This window comes from Vreelandella aquamarina (genome assembly GCF_044805175.1).
In the GTDB taxonomy this organism is placed as follows: Bacteria; Pseudomonadota; Gammaproteobacteria; order Pseudomonadales; family Halomonadaceae; genus Vreelandella; species Vreelandella aquamarina_B.
This window is the reverse complement of sequence record NZ_CP085232.1, coordinates 2,205,625-2,221,737: the sequence shown is the minus strand read 5'-3', so window position 1 is coordinate 2,221,737 and position 16,113 is coordinate 2,205,625. Positions and strand designations below refer to the sequence as shown.

At 55.1% G+C, this 16,113-nt stretch carries 16 protein-coding genes; 11 read left to right on the top strand and 5 right to left on the bottom strand.

From position 1 onward, the window contains the following. Window positions 1–105: 105 nt before the first annotated feature. Window positions 106–1,503, bottom strand: coding sequence for a hypothetical protein (locus LG300_RS10415; protein ID WP_404375193.1), 1,398 nt, complete (start codon window positions 1,501–1,503; stop codon window positions 106–108). A 274-nt stretch (window positions 1,504–1,777) separates the two neighbouring features. Between LG300_RS10415 and LG300_RS10410 the strand changes: the two genes are divergently transcribed. Continuing rightward, window positions 1,778–2,926, top strand: a complete 1,149-nt coding sequence (locus tag LG300_RS10410; protein WP_404375191.1) for a tyrosine-type recombinase/integrase — start codon at window positions 1,778–1,780, stop codon at window positions 2,924–2,926. Between the two features lie 81 nt (window positions 2,927–3,007). Next, window positions 3,008–3,772 carry a SapC family protein gene (locus LG300_RS10405; RefSeq protein WP_404375189.1) on the top strand — a complete coding sequence of 255 codons (765 nt, stop codon included), beginning with the start codon at window positions 3,008–3,010 and terminating at the stop codon, window positions 3,770–3,772. A 132-nt stretch (window positions 3,773–3,904) separates the two neighbouring features. Here LG300_RS10405 and LG300_RS10400 read toward each other — a convergent pair whose 3' ends face one another. From LG300_RS10400 to LG300_RS10390, 3 genes are read right to left on the bottom strand one after another with little or no spacing between them, the layout of a single operon-like run. After that, a complete protein-coding gene (locus LG300_RS10400) occupies window positions 3,905–5,029 on the bottom strand; it encodes a hypothetical protein (RefSeq protein WP_404375187.1) in 1,125 nt (374 codons plus the stop codon). A 9-nt stretch (window positions 5,030–5,038) separates the two neighbouring features. Then, entirely contained in the window at window positions 5,039–5,419 is a 381-nt protein-coding gene (locus tag LG300_RS10395; protein ID WP_404375185.1) for a hypothetical protein, read from the bottom strand. Next, complete coding sequence (locus LG300_RS10390) at window positions 5,416–6,507, bottom strand: MBOAT family O-acyltransferase (RefSeq protein ID WP_404375184.1); 1,092 nt, start codon at window positions 6,505–6,507, stop codon at window positions 5,416–5,418. The genes LG300_RS10395 and LG300_RS10390 overlap by 4 nt, the downstream gene beginning before the upstream one ends. Window positions 6,508–6,893: 386 nt before the next feature. On the opposite strand from LG300_RS10390, the gene rfbB reads away from it, so the two are divergent. The 6 genes from rfbB to rfbC all read left to right on the top strand — a co-directional run bounded on the left by rfbB (window position 6,894) and on the right by rfbC (window position 11,493). After that, window positions 6,894–7,952 carry a dTDP-glucose 4,6-dehydratase gene (gene rfbB, locus LG300_RS10385; RefSeq protein ID WP_404375183.1) on the top strand — a complete coding sequence of 353 codons (1,059 nt, stop codon included), beginning with the start codon at window positions 6,894–6,896 and terminating at the stop codon, window positions 7,950–7,952. A gap of 426 nt (window positions 7,953–8,378) precedes the next feature. Next, the gene (locus tag LG300_RS10380; protein ID WP_404375182.1) at window positions 8,379–8,657 is read left to right on the top strand and encodes a nucleotidyltransferase domain-containing protein; all 279 of its coding nucleotides are present in this window, start codon (window positions 8,379–8,381) and stop codon (window positions 8,655–8,657) included. Next, window positions 8,654–8,878: a hypothetical protein gene (locus tag LG300_RS10375; RefSeq protein WP_404375181.1), complete on the top strand. Its 225-nt coding sequence runs from the start codon at window positions 8,654–8,656 to the stop codon at window positions 8,876–8,878. The genes LG300_RS10380 and LG300_RS10375 overlap by 4 nt, the downstream gene beginning before the upstream one ends. A 240-nt stretch (window positions 8,879–9,118) precedes the next feature. Next, the gene (gene rfbD / locus LG300_RS10370; protein WP_404375180.1) at window positions 9,119–10,030 is read left to right on the top strand and encodes a dTDP-4-dehydrorhamnose reductase; all 912 of its coding nucleotides are present in this window, start codon (window positions 9,119–9,121) and stop codon (window positions 10,028–10,030) included. 30 nt (window positions 10,031–10,060) lie between these two features. Beyond that, window positions 10,061–10,945, top strand: coding sequence for a glucose-1-phosphate thymidylyltransferase RfbA (gene rfbA, locus LG300_RS10365; protein WP_404375179.1), 885 nt, complete (start codon window positions 10,061–10,063; stop codon window positions 10,943–10,945). Beyond that, window positions 10,945–11,493: a dTDP-4-dehydrorhamnose 3,5-epimerase gene (rfbC, locus tag LG300_RS10360; protein WP_404375178.1), complete on the top strand. Its 549-nt coding sequence runs from the start codon at window positions 10,945–10,947 to the stop codon at window positions 11,491–11,493. Before rfbA ends, rfbC begins: the two co-directional genes overlap by 1 nt. A 97-nt stretch (window positions 11,494–11,590) precedes the next feature. Here rfbC and LG300_RS10355 read toward each other — a convergent pair whose 3' ends face one another. Continuing rightward, a complete protein-coding gene (locus tag LG300_RS10355; RefSeq protein WP_404375177.1) occupies window positions 11,591–11,791 on the bottom strand; it encodes a hypothetical protein in 201 nt (66 codons plus the stop codon). Window positions 11,792–12,145: 354 nt separating this feature from the next. Between LG300_RS10355 and LG300_RS10350 the strand changes: the two genes are divergently transcribed. The 3 genes from LG300_RS10350 to LG300_RS10340 all read left to right on the top strand — a co-directional run bounded on the left by LG300_RS10350 (window position 12,146) and on the right by LG300_RS10340 (window position 16,097). Beyond that, entirely contained in the window at window positions 12,146–12,853 is a 708-nt protein-coding gene (locus tag LG300_RS10350) for a SapC family protein (protein WP_404375176.1), read from the top strand. 519 nt (window positions 12,854–13,372) lie between these two features. Further along, window positions 13,373–14,743, top strand: coding sequence for an RNA-guided endonuclease IscB (iscB, locus tag LG300_RS10345; protein ID WP_404375175.1), 1,371 nt, complete (start codon window positions 13,373–13,375; stop codon window positions 14,741–14,743). Window positions 14,744–14,846: 103 nt separating this feature from the next. Beyond that, window positions 14,847–16,097 (top strand): MBL fold metallo-hydrolase RNA specificity domain-containing protein, encoded by a 1,251-nt coding sequence (locus tag LG300_RS10340; protein ID WP_404375174.1) that lies wholly within the window; start codon window positions 14,847–14,849, stop codon window positions 16,095–16,097. The last annotated feature ends 16 nt before the right edge of the window (window positions 16,098–16,113 follow it).

Below are 16,113 nucleotides of genomic sequence, written 5' to 3'. Positions count from 1 at the left end.
GACGAGCAGTGAAGGCGATAGCAAAAGCCCCCAGCGGTGAGGCCAGGGGCTCGATGGCTTACATAGCGAGTGTTGTCACCCGCTCATCAAGCAAAGGGTAAGCCCTTAGGCAGCGGTGCCCGCTGTCAGGAAGCCGCCTTCGAAGCCAGTGATGTCGTCGGCATTGAAGCCAACCAGGGTGACCTGGGTGATCTCAGCATCCCCGGTGCTGTTGCCACCGAAGGTTTCGCTTTCGACGTACAGCTGCAGATCGTCACCATCCTGCTCCCAGAAGATTTCCAGGGCAGAAGCGTCGCCAACGTTCTGGCTCATGGACTGACCGTCTTCAAGCTCAACCAGCGTGAAGCCTTCGCCGAAGAAGATTTGGTCTTCGCCGTCAGCACCGAAATCGCTCATGCTCACGTCGTTGTCCGCTTCCGCGAAGAGGTAGACATCATCACCAGCGGTAAAGTCTTCACCATCTTCCAGAAGGCTGATGCCCAGACCTGCCGGATCGTCATCTTCTTCGTTGGTGATGGCCAGCTCGGCATTGGTCTCAGCTTCCACCAGATCGTCGTAGTCTGACTCCAGCTGGGTCATTTCGCGGTAGTCCGCCAGCGCATCGGCCAGGTCAGACTGGTCTTCCAGCGCGGTTTCGAGAGCGGTGCGAGCTGACAGGACAGTAGCAGCGTCCGAGGCAATGGCGCCAGTCGGGCCACTAGTAGACGGTGTAGCCCAATCGCCAGCACTCGCTGAGTACGTAAAGTCTACGGTGACATCGTCACCCGAATTAGTGATGATTGACGTAGCTGCAGACCAATCAATCTCAAGGGTGTTGTCTTCCTGATCAATGCGCACAACATTCTGAACCGCATCTTGGAGGTTGCCCAGTGCTTCAGACTGTGCATCACGTGCATCGGTATCGCTCTGCAGGGCAGACAGCAGCTGAGTGGTGCGGGCGAGGTCAGCATTCTCACCAGCAGAAGTCAGTTCCCAGTCGCCTGCAGAGTTTACTTGGGCAAGAACGACGTTGCCTGAAGTTGAGCCATACACAGCGAAAACATCGCCACCGGACGCTGCAGAGAATGTACCACCCGCGCTCACGGTACCTTGTGCAAAAGCTTCAGTGCCCGAAACGCTTGCGGAGAAGTCGCTAGCAGCGTTCGCATTATCAAAGGCAGCCACTGCACCAACCAAGTCGGTGGAAGCTTCTTCCGCCGCAGCAATAGCTGCTTCGTAGGATGCCGTGCGAGACTCAACGGTATCCAGCGCGCTCAGCAGATCGCTACCGGCATCGGCTTCGGTGCTTTCCAGCGTCTCCTCAGCGGAAGTCACTGCGGAAGCGGCAGCCGCTTCAGCGTCAGCAATGTAGCCTTCACGGACGTTGTTGGAGGCAGATACGAAGGCAGCTGTAGAAGCCGCAGCACCCAGTGCAGACACTTCGCCACCCAGCGCGCTAGTAGCGGCAGACAGAGCGGTGTCGAGATTAGCGGAGGTCGCTGCGCTTGCGCCGCTACCCGCCACGTCGGCTACCTGCTCAACATCGAGTGCGTTTTCCAGGAAGGTGGAAACGTCATCGCGGGCGGTTTGCAGAGCAGCCAGTGCTTCAGTCAGCTCTCGGAAACATTCCCGCTTAACTCACTGATAGCACTGTGTAGTTTCACTTTATTAAATGAGCGCAACGTATCGGCAACTCATCAGGGTGGCCTGAACCGCCGCGTAACCGCCCAGAAAAGTGGCAGTTTTGGGATGACAGTACATAGTTTCCTAATGAGGCTACTCACTAAGGAGACTGACCATGACCGTCACGCGATTAACAGAAGAGGTCGTACAAGCATTAGTGTGCCCCGCAGACCGCCAACACTGGGTGGTGCTGGATACGCTGTTATGCGGGCTGTTTGTGGATATACAGCGCAGCGGGCGCATGGCTTACCGTTTGCGCTACCGCGCTGATGGGCGCACTCGCTATCTCACGTTAGGGAATGCGCGCGTGATCACGTTAGAGGAAGCCCGCCACGAAGCCCGCGAGGCACTGCGTAAAGTGCGTGTGGGTGCCAACCCCGAGGCCGTCTTGTTGCCAGGGGCAGGGCCAACGGTGGCTTGCTTTTTTACTGACCACTATCTGCCCTATGTAAAAACCTATAAGCGCAGTTGGTCAACGGATGATTCGATGATTCGCCTGCATATCCTTCCCCTGCTGGGCCCTAGGGAAATGGGGGAACTGACCGGGGCGGATATTGCCCGTGTGGTCGGCCGTATGCAGGCCCGCGACTATGCCCCCGCCACCATTAACCGAGTGCTGTTTGTGCTGGGGTATGGCTATCGCTTGGCGATGCGCTGGAAAATCACGGGCATCACGGAAAACCCCGTGCGGGAAGTGCGCTGTCTAAAGGAGGATAACCGTATTGAGCGCTACCTCACCCCAGAACAAGTGGCGTGCTTATTGGTCAGCGTGCGCAATAGCCAAAACCCGTGCTTGGCGGATATCGTGTCGTTTTTGCTGTATACCGGAGCGCGCAAGCGGGAAGTGCTGAACGCCCGTTGGCAGGATGTGGATTGGGCGCATCAGTTGTGGCGTATTCCGCACACGAAATCGGGGCGTATTCGTTATATACCGCTGTCGGAAGGGGCGTTGGCACTACTGTCACAACGCAAGGCGGGTGCGCCAAGCCGGTGCGACTGGGTATTTGCTAACCCGGCTACCGGCAAGCCGTTTATCACTGTCTATTACAGCTGGTACAAGGCGCGCAAGGAGGCTGGCATGCCGGAGTTACGGTTGCACGATTTACGCCATAGCTTTGCGAGCTTTTTGGTGAATGCGGGGCGTAGCCTGTATGAAGTGCAAATATTGCTAGGCCATGCCAATGCACGCACCACCAGCCGCTATGCCCATTTAAGCCCGGAGCGCTTGCGCGAGGCGGTGGCGGTGATTCCGTCGCTGTCGTAAGGTGCGCACTTTGCCAGCCCATCCTGGGTGTGTCTATGGCACACTAGGCGACATATTTCGTAACGAAAACAAGGAGCCGTTATGCCAACACCACTCGTACTGAGCCCAAAAGAATGCCAGGGAAAAACCTGGCGCCCACCGCAGGGTCTTGCCTTTGCTGCTTCTCACTCGCTGTTGCCCCTTCATGCTGGGGAGCTTGCTAAAGCGGCTGCCACCATGCCCCTGGCTTTAGTTAAGCAGGGGCGTGAGTGGCGTTTAGTGGGAGTGTGCGGCGTGGAGGCACACCATAACCTGTTTATTAAAGATGGCAAGTGGATGGGTCAGTACCAGCCCGAATGGTTAGCGACCCACCCGTTTGAGGTGGTGACGGTGGGCGAGAAGGGCATTGTTACGTTTGATCACGAAAGCGGCTTTCTGGCCGAAGGGGAAGCAGGCGAGCCGTTCTTTGATGCCCAAGGGCAGCTGAAAGCGGCGGTAAGCACTCGGGTGGAAACGCTTAAAGCAGCCTACGGTAAACAGCAGGCTACCCAGAAGGCACTGGCGGCGCTGGCCCGCGCGGGGGTTATCACCCCCTGGTCGGAAGCGCTAACACGCCAGCTGGGCATGGTAATAGATGGCCTGCACATGATTGACGAAAAGGCCTTGGCCCAGTTGGATGACGAAGCGTTTCTGGCGTTGCGTAAGGCGCATGCACTGCCGATTGCTTACGCTATCAACCTCTCCCTTCCCCAAACGCACTTGCTGGCCCGTTTGGCCCGGTTAAACCCTGGCCATGTGGCGGCCCCGGAAAACCTGGATAGCTTCTTTGATAGCGATGAGGATTTGAGCTTTGATTTCGATGATTAAGGTAAGCACCGTGTTGTTGGTGGCCGCGATGCTGGGCGGCTGTGTGCCATTTGTGCCGATTATTTGATAAGCAGAGTACAATATAAACCAAGAGGCTGGCGATGCATCAGGGCTGCTATCGGGCCCTATGCATCATTGGCTACCTAGCAGGGCACCTAAGCTATGAGTGTCCAGAATAGCCGACGAGGGCGGCAGGGCACTAAAGAAGTCGTTACGTAGGTTGCGCTCTACGGCGGTGATGATCACTAGGTCGGGTGTAAAGCCTTCCACCAATTCAGCAAATCGTGCCGGAGGCGTGCGGTCGTAATCCAGTTGCAGTGTCTCTGCAAAGGTGAGCGCCATGTAGGGCGCTAGCGCGGTACCAAACGAATCCCTCAGCCACAGCACGCGCAGTGGGTTGGCGGCGTTGTCGCTTACCACCCGCAGCGGTTCTCGCTGGGTGCCAATGCGCCCTGGGCCACCTTCCGCCACCAGGGTATTCTCAGGCCAGCGGTACTGGCGTACCTGGGCCGTGGCGTTCAGCGCCAGCTGTGGCTCTTTATCCACCAAGTGTGCCCCTAGGCGTAAAAAATCGGCCAAATCGCCGCCGTCGGTTGGCACGGTGCCGGTATAGCGGGCTTGCAGCGGGTGGCGAAGGGTAGGGTGGTGGGCTTGCAGCTGTGCCATTAGCGTGTCAAATGCTTGCCACGCCCCCAGGGCATTCCAGTGGGTATCGGTGCGGTAATACAGGTCATCTTCTGCGCGGTCTCGCTGCGCTTGCAAGGCCGCGGTGGGGTTGACTACCCGGTGCCCAAACGGGCTGGCCGCCAGTAGCGCCGCATGGCTAGGCGGTTGCGGTGTGGCCCAGCGGGGCAACCGATGCGAATACACGCTACCTTTATCCGGCCCAATCATTAAGTACATATCCATCACCCCGCGCTGCTGTACATAGCGGCGCCACTGGGTAAGCGCTGCGGCGCTGGGCGCTACCTGGGCCGGTAGGGCCGGTTGGCGCTTAGCGCTTAGGGTGTGGGCGTAGCGGTCGCCTAAAAATAGCCAGCCCTGTTGGCCAACCACCACCTGCTCGGCAAAAGGGCTTACCCCCAGCGGCAGCAGCCATTGGCTCAGGTAGGGGATCACCGGGTCTAGCCGGTACAGGGTGCGCGGCTGGGTGAAGGTTTCTCGGCTTAGCCCGCTATGGGCAATATTCAGCAGCGGCAGTATCGCTAATAGCCCCAGCGCGAGGCTAAAAAACAGCCCGATTCGTCGCTTCATCATGGCGTTACCTTAAAAGTTGAAATACAAAAAGACGCTGCTGGCACCCGCCAGCGACATATACAGGGCACAAGCAAACAGCACCGCCGCCCCGGCCATACGCAAGGCGGTTAACCGCTGGCGCATCAGAGTGGCAGTGTTATTCAGGCTAATCAGCCAAAATGCCCCCACCATGGCCAGTAAAGGCAGGCTGTGTACCGCCAGGGCAGTGCCCCACACGGGCAGGTGGTCAGGCAGGGTGCCCAGCCAGGCAAGGTGGCTAGTAGGAATGGCGCTGAGTGAGCCGTTCAGGCCGCCGTTCAGGCCCACCATACCGCTCAACACATTCAGTGCGGCCTGCATATCTTCAGCGCGGAAAAACACCCAGGTTAGGTTAATAAATTGAAAGGTCACGACCCAGGCAAGCACGGTGGGGAGCACACCGCCCCAACGCTGCCAAAGTCGGTGAACCACCAGCGCGCCCCCATGCAGCGCCCCCCAATAACAAACATCCAGCTGGCACCGTGCCATAGCCCACCCAGCAAAAAGGTAAGAAACAGGTTGCTATAAGTACGCCAGGTACCAAACCGGTTACCCCCCAGGGGGATATATAGGTAATCACGCAGAAAACGGCTTAGGGTAATATGCCAGCGCCGCCAGAAGTCTTGTATGCTCAGTGCTTTATAAGGCGAGTTGAAGTTAATGGGCAGTTGAATGTTAAACAGAAGCGCCGCCCCAATGGCCATATCGGTATAGCCGCTAAAATCAAAATAGAGCTGAAAGGTATAACTTAAACTGGTGATCCACGCCTCTAACAGCGGTAACGGAACGCTGCTTTCAAACCCAGGGGTGGCCCACTGGGCAAAGGTGTCGGCAATCACCACTTTTTTAAACAGGCCTATAGAAAACACGAACAGCCCCAGAGCAATATGGCGGTAGCGCGCAACTCGCTGATAGGCCGAGGCAAACTGCGGCATCATCTCTTTGTGGTGAACAATCGGCCCGGCAATCAGCTGGGGGAAAAACGTTACAAACAGCGCGTAATTAAGAAAATCGTATTCGTGGGTTTCTTGGCGGTAGCTATCCACTAGATAGGCAATTTGCTGAAAGGTAAAAAAGCTAATCGCTAGAGGCAGCAGCACGTCGGGAGAGTCTAGCTGCCAACCCAGGTGGTTAAGGTTCTCTACTAGAAAATTGGCGTATTTAAAATAACCCAGTAGCCCCAGGTTAAATACCATACCCAAGGTGAGCAGTACCCGTGGGCTCACCTTGGGGCGGCGCCCCGTTGCTTGGGTCAGCGCAGTGCCCATCGCATAGTTCACCAGCATAGAGCCCAAAATAAGCGGCAGGTAAGCTAGGTTCCACCAGCTATAGAAAAACAGGCTGCACAGCACCAGCCATGCTTTGGCCGCCAGCGCAAGCCGATATCGGTTCAGCCCAAAATAGCCCAGCAGGCTGATGGGTAAGAAAGCAAAAATAAAGGTAAACGAGTTAAACAGCATGCGTCATTCCCTACGCTGTTAAGCCACCACGGCTATGCCAGCATAGGCCGACGATACTTTTTCTGGTCAGTGGCTAGCCGAAGATAGGCGGAAAAGCGGAGATAATAACAAGCGGGGAGTGTGACACAAGCTTTCATCGCTATACCTACCGACAAGATGGTGTGCTTTATTTTTTTACTGAACGAATTAGTCATCCGAGTAGTAAAAGTAACTCTATTGAAAATACACCTTGCTGATTGATGGCCAACGCTATGATGCAGTGTAGATTCGCTTTGCTCATGCCGAAATAGAGGGTTTTCTGGTATGGTTGCCGCCTTGAGCTGAGCGGGCCGCAGTGCTGGTAGATACGATATCTGTTGTTTAATTTTTTTGATGTTGGAGAGAAGATGAACATCTTGATTACAGGCGGTGCGGGCTTTATTGGCTCAGCGGTGGTGCGTTATTTAATTGAGAACACACAGCACGCTGTGGTGAATGTGGATGCGCTCACCTACGCCGGTAACCTTGAATCGCTGGCCGCGGTGGAGGGCAACGAGCGCTATGCGTTTGAGCACGCGGATATTGGCGATGCTGCCCGTATGGCGGCTATTTTTGAGCGCTACCAGCCGGATGCGGTGATGCACCTGGCGGCGGAGTCCCATGTAGACCGCTCCATTGATGGCCCGGCGGCGTTTGTTCAAACCAATATCGTGGGTACTTATACGCTGTTAGAGGCAGCCCGCCAGTATTGGAAAAGCTTGCAGGCCAAGGCCCCTGAAAAGGCGGCGGCGTTCCGCTTCCATCATGTGTCTACCGATGAGGTATATGGCGATTTAGAAGGGCCGGAAGATCTGTTCACCGAGGAAACCCCTTACGCGCCCAGCTCGCCTTATTCGGCCAGTAAAGCAAGTTCTGACCATTTGGTGCGGGCTTGGCACCGTACCTATGGGCTGCCGGTGTTAGTGACCAACTGCTCGAATAACTATGGGCCTTATCACTTCCCTGAAAAGCTTATCCCGTTGATGATTTTGAACGCCCTGGCCGGTAAGCCGTTGCCGGTATATGGCGATGGCCAGCAGGTGCGCGATTGGCTATATGTAGAAGATCACGCCCGTGCGCTGGTTAAGGTCATCACCGAAGGCGTGGTAGGCGAAACCTATAATATCGGCGGGCATAACGAGAAGGCGAATCTTGAAGTAGTGGAAACGCTGTGCGACCTGCTGCAGGATCTGGTGCCTGCCGAGCGTTCCTACCGTGAGTTGATTACCTTTGTACAAGACCGCCCAGGCCACGACCTGCGCTACGCCATTGATGCCAGCAAGATTGAGCGTGAACTGGGCTGGAAGCCAGAAGAAACCTTTGAAACCGGGCTGCGTAAAACCGTGCAGTGGTATTTGGAAAACCGGCAGTGGTGGCAGCGGGTTCAGGATGGCAGCTACCAAGGGGAACGTTTGGGTAGCTTATAGCTCTGAGGTTGGTGTTGGTGGCCTAGCGGTCGCGAGCTGAAGCTGCCTCCCACAGGTGCTGTATTCAGCCGAGTAGCCTTTTTGGAGGCTATTTGATAGGTGGTCCGCGTTGGTAAGGCTTCATGTAGGAGGGCGCTTCAGCGCGCGATGGGTGCTGAAAGCACCCCTTAGTTTAAGCAGGCTGTAAGCCCAAACGGTCGCGAGCTAAAGCTGCCTCCCACAGGTGCTGTATTCAGCCGAGTTGCAAGCTTCGCGGTAGGAGGGCGCTTCAGCGCGCGATGGGTGCTGAAAGCACCCCTTAGCTGACGGAGGCTGGAAAGCCCAAACGGTCGCCTGCCCTACGTTACAATGTAAAAAGGCGGGGTGCCGTATCAGCTCACGTACTTTATACGCTGGAGAGTAGCCGTGCGATTAACGGGTAGAGAAGTGACAGCCATTAAAAAAGCTGCCAAGGATGTGCTTGGCGAAAGTGCCCAGCTGCGAGTGTTTGGTTCACGCACCAATGACCTCGCAAAAGGTGGAGATATTGATCTGATGATTACGGTGGGAGAGGCGGTAAGCAATCCTGCTTGGGCTATCGCTAGAATTGAAGCAAAGATCATTGAGCAATTGGGCGATCAAAAGATAGATATTGTGCTGAATGCCCCTAACCTAGAGAAGTCGATGATTCACCATGTTGCACAAGAACAAGGGATTGTATTGTGAACCTATTGCCAGAAACGCAAGAGAGGCTGAATTTTCTTGTAAGAGTGGTTAGCAAGGAAATTAAGCATCTGGACTATGCAGACAGCCAAGCGTTTGGTGCTTCTCTTACGCTTGAGAGAGTGGAGAAGCTGGAGCAAGACCCGGCGCTAGCGCTCACGCTTGAAGCGTTCACCAGCCGATTCTGTCGGCTTCAAGTGAAGGGTGCTGAAAGCGCCTCTTAGCTTACGGAGGCTGGAAACCTAAACGGTCGCGAGCTAAAGCTGCCTCCCACAGGTGCTGTATTCAGCCGAGTTGCAAGCCTTGCGGTAGGAGGGCGCTTCAGCGCGCGATGGGTGCTGAAAGCACCCCTTGGTTTAAGCAGGCTGTAAGCCCAAACGGTCGCGAGCTAAAGCTGCTTACCACTGACGTAGTAATCAGGTGGGTAGGATGATGAATTCAAGTGTTTCACAAAGGAATGGGTTATGAAGGTTCTGATCACCGGCGGCAGTGGCCAGGTTGGCTTTGAGCTACGCCGTCAGTTGGCTACGTTTGGTGAGATTCTGGCGCCTAACCGGGCGGCCTTGGATCTGTTGGATGCTGACGCCGTGGATGCGTTTTTGGCACAACAGCAGCCTGACCTTATCGTAAATGCCGCCGCTTATACGGCGGTCGATAACGCTGAAACAGACCTTGAGGCGGCAACGCGGCTGAACGCGGAGCTGCCCGCGCAGTTGGCGGCGTATTGCCAGCAGCGGGGTGCTTGGTTAGTACATTACTCATCGGATTACGTTTACAACGGTGAGGGTGATACTCCCTGGCAGGAAGGCGCTGCCACGGGGCCATGCAATGCTTATGGGGCTACCAAGCTGGCAGGCGATGAAGCGGTCGCTAAGAGTGGCTGCCAGCACCTGATTTTTCGCACTAGCTGGGTGTACAGCGCCCATGGTAAGAGTTTTTTATCAACCATGCTGCGTTTAGGGGCTGAGCGTAGCGCCTTAAGCGTTGTGAGTGACCAAATTGGTGCGCCAACGCCTGCAAGGCTGATTGCGTTAGTCACACAGCAAGCGCTTACTAAGCTACACGGTACTCAGCTACAAACAGCCACGGCATCGGGTATCGAGAGCGGCGTGTATCATTTAGCCCCTAAAGGGGCAACGAGCTGGCATGGCTTTGCCTGCGAGATTTTCCAGTTAGCCAGCAACCTTGGGCTACCGTTGGAGATTACTCCTGAGGGTGTTTCAGCCATACCAACAAGCGATTACCCTACGCCAGCGGTTCGCCCGCATAACTCTCGGTTGGGCGTTGATAAAATTGAGCAGGCGCTTGGCATCCAATTGCCCAGCTGGCAAAGTCAGCTGGCGCTTACCGTGGAAGAAATAGCAAGCTCGCGTTAGTTCTGCGGGTAACGAGCAAGGAGCAATACGATGCAACGTAAAGGCATTATCTTGGCAGGTGGCAGCGGTACGCGCCTGCACCCCATCACGCGCGGTGTTTCAAAACAGCTGCTGCCGATTTACGACAAGCCGATGATCTATTATCCGATTTCGGTGTTAATGCTGGCTGGCATCCGCGAGATTTTGATTATCTCTACCCCGGAAGATTTGCCTCAGTATGAAAACCTGTTGGGCAATGGCGACTCTTTCGGTGTGCGCTTTGAGTACGCAGTGCAGCCTAGCCCAGATGGCTTGGCGCAGGCGTTTATTATTGGTGAAGAGTTTATTGGCGATGCGCCGGTGTGCTTGGTGCTGGGTGATAACATTTTCCACGGTCAACACTTCTCAGACCAGTTAAAGCGGGCGGCGGCACAGAGTAGCGGGGCAACGGTGTTCGGTTATTTAGTGAAAGACCCGGAGCGCTTTGGGGTGGTGGAGTTCGATGCCGAGGGTAAAGCGGTCTCTATTGAGGAGAAACCCGCCAAGCCGAAGTCGCCGTATGCGGTGACCGGGCTCTATTTTTACGATAACGATGTGGTCGAGATCGCCAAGCAGGTTACGCCTTCCGAACGAGGCGAGTTGGAAATTACCAGCGTGAACAATGCCTACCTAGAGCGTGGCGACCTGCGCGTCGAGCGCTTGGGCCGTGGTTTTGCCTGGTTGGATACCGGTACCCACGATAGCCTGTTAGAGGCGAGTCAGTACGTGCAAACCATTGAGCACCGCCAGGGGTTGAAAATTGCTTGCCTGGAGGAGATTGCCTGGCAGCAGGGGTGGCTAAGCGATGAGTCGCTGCGTGAAAGCGCCACGGCACTGGCAAAAACCGGCTATGGCCAGTACCTGTTAAACCGTTTAGATGCTAAAGGGGGCTATTAATGCAGGTTGAAGAGACGTCTCTACCGGGGGTGTTTATTCTTACCCCTAAGGTGTTTGGCGATGCCCGTGGCTTTTTTATGGAAAGCTTTAATCAAAAAGCGTTTGAAGAAGCAACTGGGTGCAAGCGCGAGTTTGTGCAGGATAACCACTCCCGCTCCCGCCAGGGGGTGCTACGTGGCATCCATTACCAGCTTGAGCAGCCGCAAGGTAAGCTGGTGCGCGTTACCCAGGGCAGCGTGTGGGATGTGGCGGTAGACCTGCGCCGCCATTCGACGCATTTTGGGCAGTGGGTAGGCGTTGAGCTGTCTGCTGACAATAATCGCCAGCTGTGGGTGCCGGAAGGCTTTGGCCATGCGTTTGTGGTGCTGTCAGAAACCGCTGACTTCTTGTACAAAACCACTGATTACTACCACCCTGAATCAGAGCGCTGCATCCGTTTCGATGATCCGGAGCTTGCCATTGAGTGGCCCACGCTGCCGGTAGAGATTGCGCTGTCGGAAAAAGATCAAGCGGGTAGTCAGCTGTCTGAAGCTGAAGTATACGAGTAGAGTAGTGCGGCTGTTTATCGTCCGCTAGGCATCAGCTTACTCTGGGCTGTGTAATATTAGGTGAGGGCGGCTGGCTAGGTGGTAATAGCAACACCTTTTAATGCCCGCTGCCCCCTGCTTGCTCCTCTAACCTGCCTGCAATGGGCTGTAACTTAATAACTAGGTGGCTTTCGTTGGGCTGAGTAATGACGGCTTCATAGCGTTCGGGATGATTGCTGATTTCTTTTTGAAAACTCTCTACGACGTCGACCAGCTCTTTAACGAGAGCTTCTTCTTGTTGTGGCGTTAGCAGGGGCATAGCCAGTGTCCTTAAATGACCATTTTGTTAAAGTTAAATTGTTATCTTTGGCGCATTATGCATGGCAAGGTTGTTTTTTTCTAGCAATTAAAGATTAGGTTTATGAGTTTGGAGAAACTGAAGGAGCATATTTTATAGGTTATTATTGTTTGAATAGCATGACGATCGTGGGATAAACGTTCGTTTAAATGTCCTACTATATTAGCTTGCTAACCGCTGCCTTCCTTGTCCCTCCCCTATCCCCCTGCGAGGAAGTGTTTCTTTGCTAACTATTTCTAAATAAATAGCTTATTGGGTATGGAAAATCTCATATTTTTGGTGTTAGATAATGTAACGTTTTGTTAGGGGGTGCTTATGCTAAATGAGTATCTGTCTCACATCCCACTCAGCTATGCAGAGCACGCTCATTTGGGTTGGCGGTTTAGCCTAGAGCAGGTACTCAAGCGCAGGTATAAGTGGCTGCCTATCAGTTTAAGCGAACTGGCGCGTACGTCGGCTTACTTTCCAGTGGTCATTGTGCAGCAGCGGCAGCGTTGGTCTATGGCTGTTTTGCTGGATGAGTCGCTAGAGTTGCAGGCCAACCTGCAGGGCAGTGAAGCAGCGAAAGAGCGCTTTTTGCCTATGTGCTTGCAGGCGTATCCGTTTTCCTTACAGCCTTCGGCTGATAATAAGAGTGGCGCGCAGCTTTGCGTTGCCGAGAGCGCCTTAGCTACTTTAAAAGAAAGAGGGACGCTGCCGCTGTTTGGTGAGAACCGGCAATTTTCTGCCTCTGTCATAGACCGTTACCATCTGTTATACCGAATTAAAATTGATGCTGAAATTGCCCACAGCGCCTGTGAGCTGCTCGCAAGAAAGGGAGTGCTGATACTGATTTCTGATGTTGAAAGGCAGCTTACCCGTATTAAAGACCACTCTGTGCCCCTGTACCGTATCAATATTGATGCCATTGGTCGGTTATCTAGAGAGGACTTCGCGGACTTACAAATGCACCATGCAATGGAGTTAGGTATTTATCAATATAGCTCGTTATTTCATGTTAATATGTTTCATCACTATAGCTAATGAAAATTAATGCTAATGTGATGCGTAGTGGTGTTTAAGAGCATTCTGTTGTTAGCAAGGTACTTAATATGACGGTAGCTGCCTCTTTAGAGTCTCTTTCTCGGCTTGTTCATCGCGGTGGTGCCAGTGGCGTAACGGGGAGCTGCCACCAGCTTTTTTATGGTAATAACCATTCGCTATTAATCGATTGCGGGCTGTTCCAGGGTGAAGATGCCGGGCAGGGTCAACTACCCCCGCCTGAAGGCGGGAGCTTGTGACAACAAGCCCGGTTGACCAGGGAGAGCGGTAGCCAACCCGCTACGTTGATAACAGGTCGCCAAGACTCACCGCCAAATGCTTCCTCAGTTTGGCGCTCTGAAAGGTCAAGATCATGCTGGCGCAAGGTAAAACGCCGAAGGTCTTGATTGCTGCTGGCAGCGGCATCGTCGGCAGGAGCCGGTTATCGACATTCCCGAGGGGAGACGGGGCAAAAGCCCCGCGACACCAGGCCCGTAAGGGCATTGATTAGGAGGAAATCGCATGGCGGTTTTCGTTTTGGACAAACAAAAGCAGCCGTTGATGCCATGCAGCGAAAAGCGCGCTCGGTTGCTGCTACAGCGCGGGCGTGCCGTGGTGCATAAGCGTTACCCGTTTACGATTCGGCTGAAAGATCGAGTGGGCGGCGATATCCAGCCGCTACGCTTAGGCATCGACCCTGGCAGCAAAACGACCGGGCTAGCGCTGATGCGTGAAACAGATAGCGAACAGCGGCATGTGCTGTGCTTGTTCGAGCTGGTGCATCGCGGTTATCAGATCAAAAAGGCATTACAGCAACGGGCGGCTTTTCGGCGTCGCCGCCGCAGTGCCAACCTGCGTTACCGCGCCCCGCGCTTCAATAATCGCACCAAACCCAAAGGATGGCTGGCCCCCAGCCTGCAGCATCGAGTGGATACGGTGATGGCCTGGGTAGAACGACTCAGCAAGTTGGCACCGATCACCGCCATCAGTCAGGAGCTGGTGCGCTTTGACACGCAGAAGCTGGACAACCCAGAGATCAGCGGCGTGGAGTACCAGCAAGGCACGCTGTTGGGCTACGAGGTGCGCGAATATTTACTGGAAAAGTGGGGGCGTGAGTGTGCCTACTGTGGCACCGGCGACACGCCGCTGGAAATCGAACATGTGGTGCCGCGTTCACGCGGCGGTTCGAATCGTGTCAGCAATTTAACGCTGAGCTGCCATCCCTGTAATGCCGAGAAAAATAGCCAGACACTTACCGATTTTTTCGCCACGGGCAAAGGTTTGAAGCGCCGCTTGAAAGCCAATGGCCACACCGCTGGCATTCGACTAGCGCGCGTACAGCGCCAGCTCAAGCAGCCATTAAAAGATGCCAGCGCCGTTAATGCGACCCGCTGGGCGCTGTTCTCCGCGCTCAAGACCACGGGGTTACTGGTCGCCGTCAGCAGCGGTGGCCGCACCAAATACAACCGGCAGCGCCTCAACATCCCCAAGACGCATGCCTTGGACGCCGCTTGTGTCGGGGCTTTCGAGAGGCTGCATGACTGGACAGTGCCCACATTAACCATCAAGGCGATGGGGCGTGGCAGCTATCAACGCACCCGCTTAACGAAACACGGGTTTCCGCGTGGCGTCCTGATGCGGCAGAAGCAGGTACAGGGCTTTCAGACTGGCGACATGGTGCGTGCGATGGTGCCCACCGGCAAGAAGGCCGGTACCCATACGGGGCGGGTTGCGATACGCAAAACCGGAAGTTTCAATATCCAAACAGAACACGGTGCGGTACAAGGCATCTCGCACAAATACTGCACCGTGATACAACGCGGTGATGGCTACGGCTATCACTTCACACCCTTCACCAACCTAACAGGAGGAGCGGGACAGGCGGTGGCGTGATCCAAGTCGCCCTGCGAGCGACGCGCTATCCCTCCCGGCGCTAAAGCACCGGGTTTCTCGCGCAAAATCTGATGAGTTTGAGCAGTTAACCGTCGATTTCGATGTGGCATCCATTGATGCCCTGGTGATTACCCATGTGCATATCGACCATGTGGGGCGTTTGCCTTATCTACTGGCTGCGGGGTTTACGGGGCCGATTTTTTGTTCTAAGCCATCCGCCAAGCTGCTGCCACTGGTCATTGAAGACGCCTTAAAGATTGGCTTTACCCGCGATACACGGTTAATTGAGCAGTTTTTGCAGCGGGTGGAGCAGCAGTTAGTGCCATTAGCGTTTGGTAAATGGCATAACGTGACGTCAACACCTACCCGCCATGTGAACATTAAGCTTCAGCGCGCTGGGCATATTTTAGGCTCTAGCTATGTGGAGGTTGCCCTGCGCGACCCTTCGACCAAGCGGCGGCAGCGGGTGGTGTTTTCAGGTGATTTGGGTGCTGCCAACTCCCCCTTGCTGCCAGCACCAAAAGCCCCCGCCAAAGCGGATGTGCTGGTGTTGGAATCCACCTATGGAAACCGCTTGCACGAAGGCCGCTTGGATAGAGCCGCTAAGCTAAAACAGGCCATTGAACAGGCGCTACATAATAAAGGGACGGTGATTGTGCCTGCCTTCAGCATTGGCCGTACCCAGGAGCTGCTGTATGAGCTTGAGGGGATTATCCATAGTGCGGATAAGCAGTCGTTGTGGAAGTCGTTGGAGATTATTGTCGATTCGCCGCTGGCGGCGCGCTTTACCCAGGTGTACCGCGACCTCAAGCCGTTTTGGGATAGCGAGGCGCAAACCCGCGTTCGCGCTGGCCGTCATCCGCTGAGCTTTGCATCGTTATACACAGTGGATAGCCACGACACCCACGAACAAACGGTGCGCTATTTGGCCGAGAGCGGGCGGCCTGCAGTGGTGATTGCCGCCAGCGGGATGTGTGCCGGTGGCCGGGTGGTGAACTATTTAAAAGCCATGCTGGGTGATCCGCGCCATCAGGTGCTGTTTGTGGGCTACCAGGGGGCGGGCACGCCGGGACGGGATATCCAGCGCTACGGCCCCCAGGGCGGTTGGGTGATGCTGGATGGCGAGCGTTATGACATTAAAGCGGGGGTGACTACCATTAGCGGTTACTCTGCTCACGCCGACCAAGCGGGGCTGTTAGGCTTTGTTAAACAGATGCGCCACTGGCCGCGCAGTATCCATTTGGTACACGGGGACACCGACGCTAGACAGGCGCTAAAAGCGGCCCTTGAGGCGTTAGCGGCTAAACACGGTAAAGCGCTGGAAGTAACGCTGCCGGAGAATCAGCCCGCGTAGCCAACCTGGGGCTATG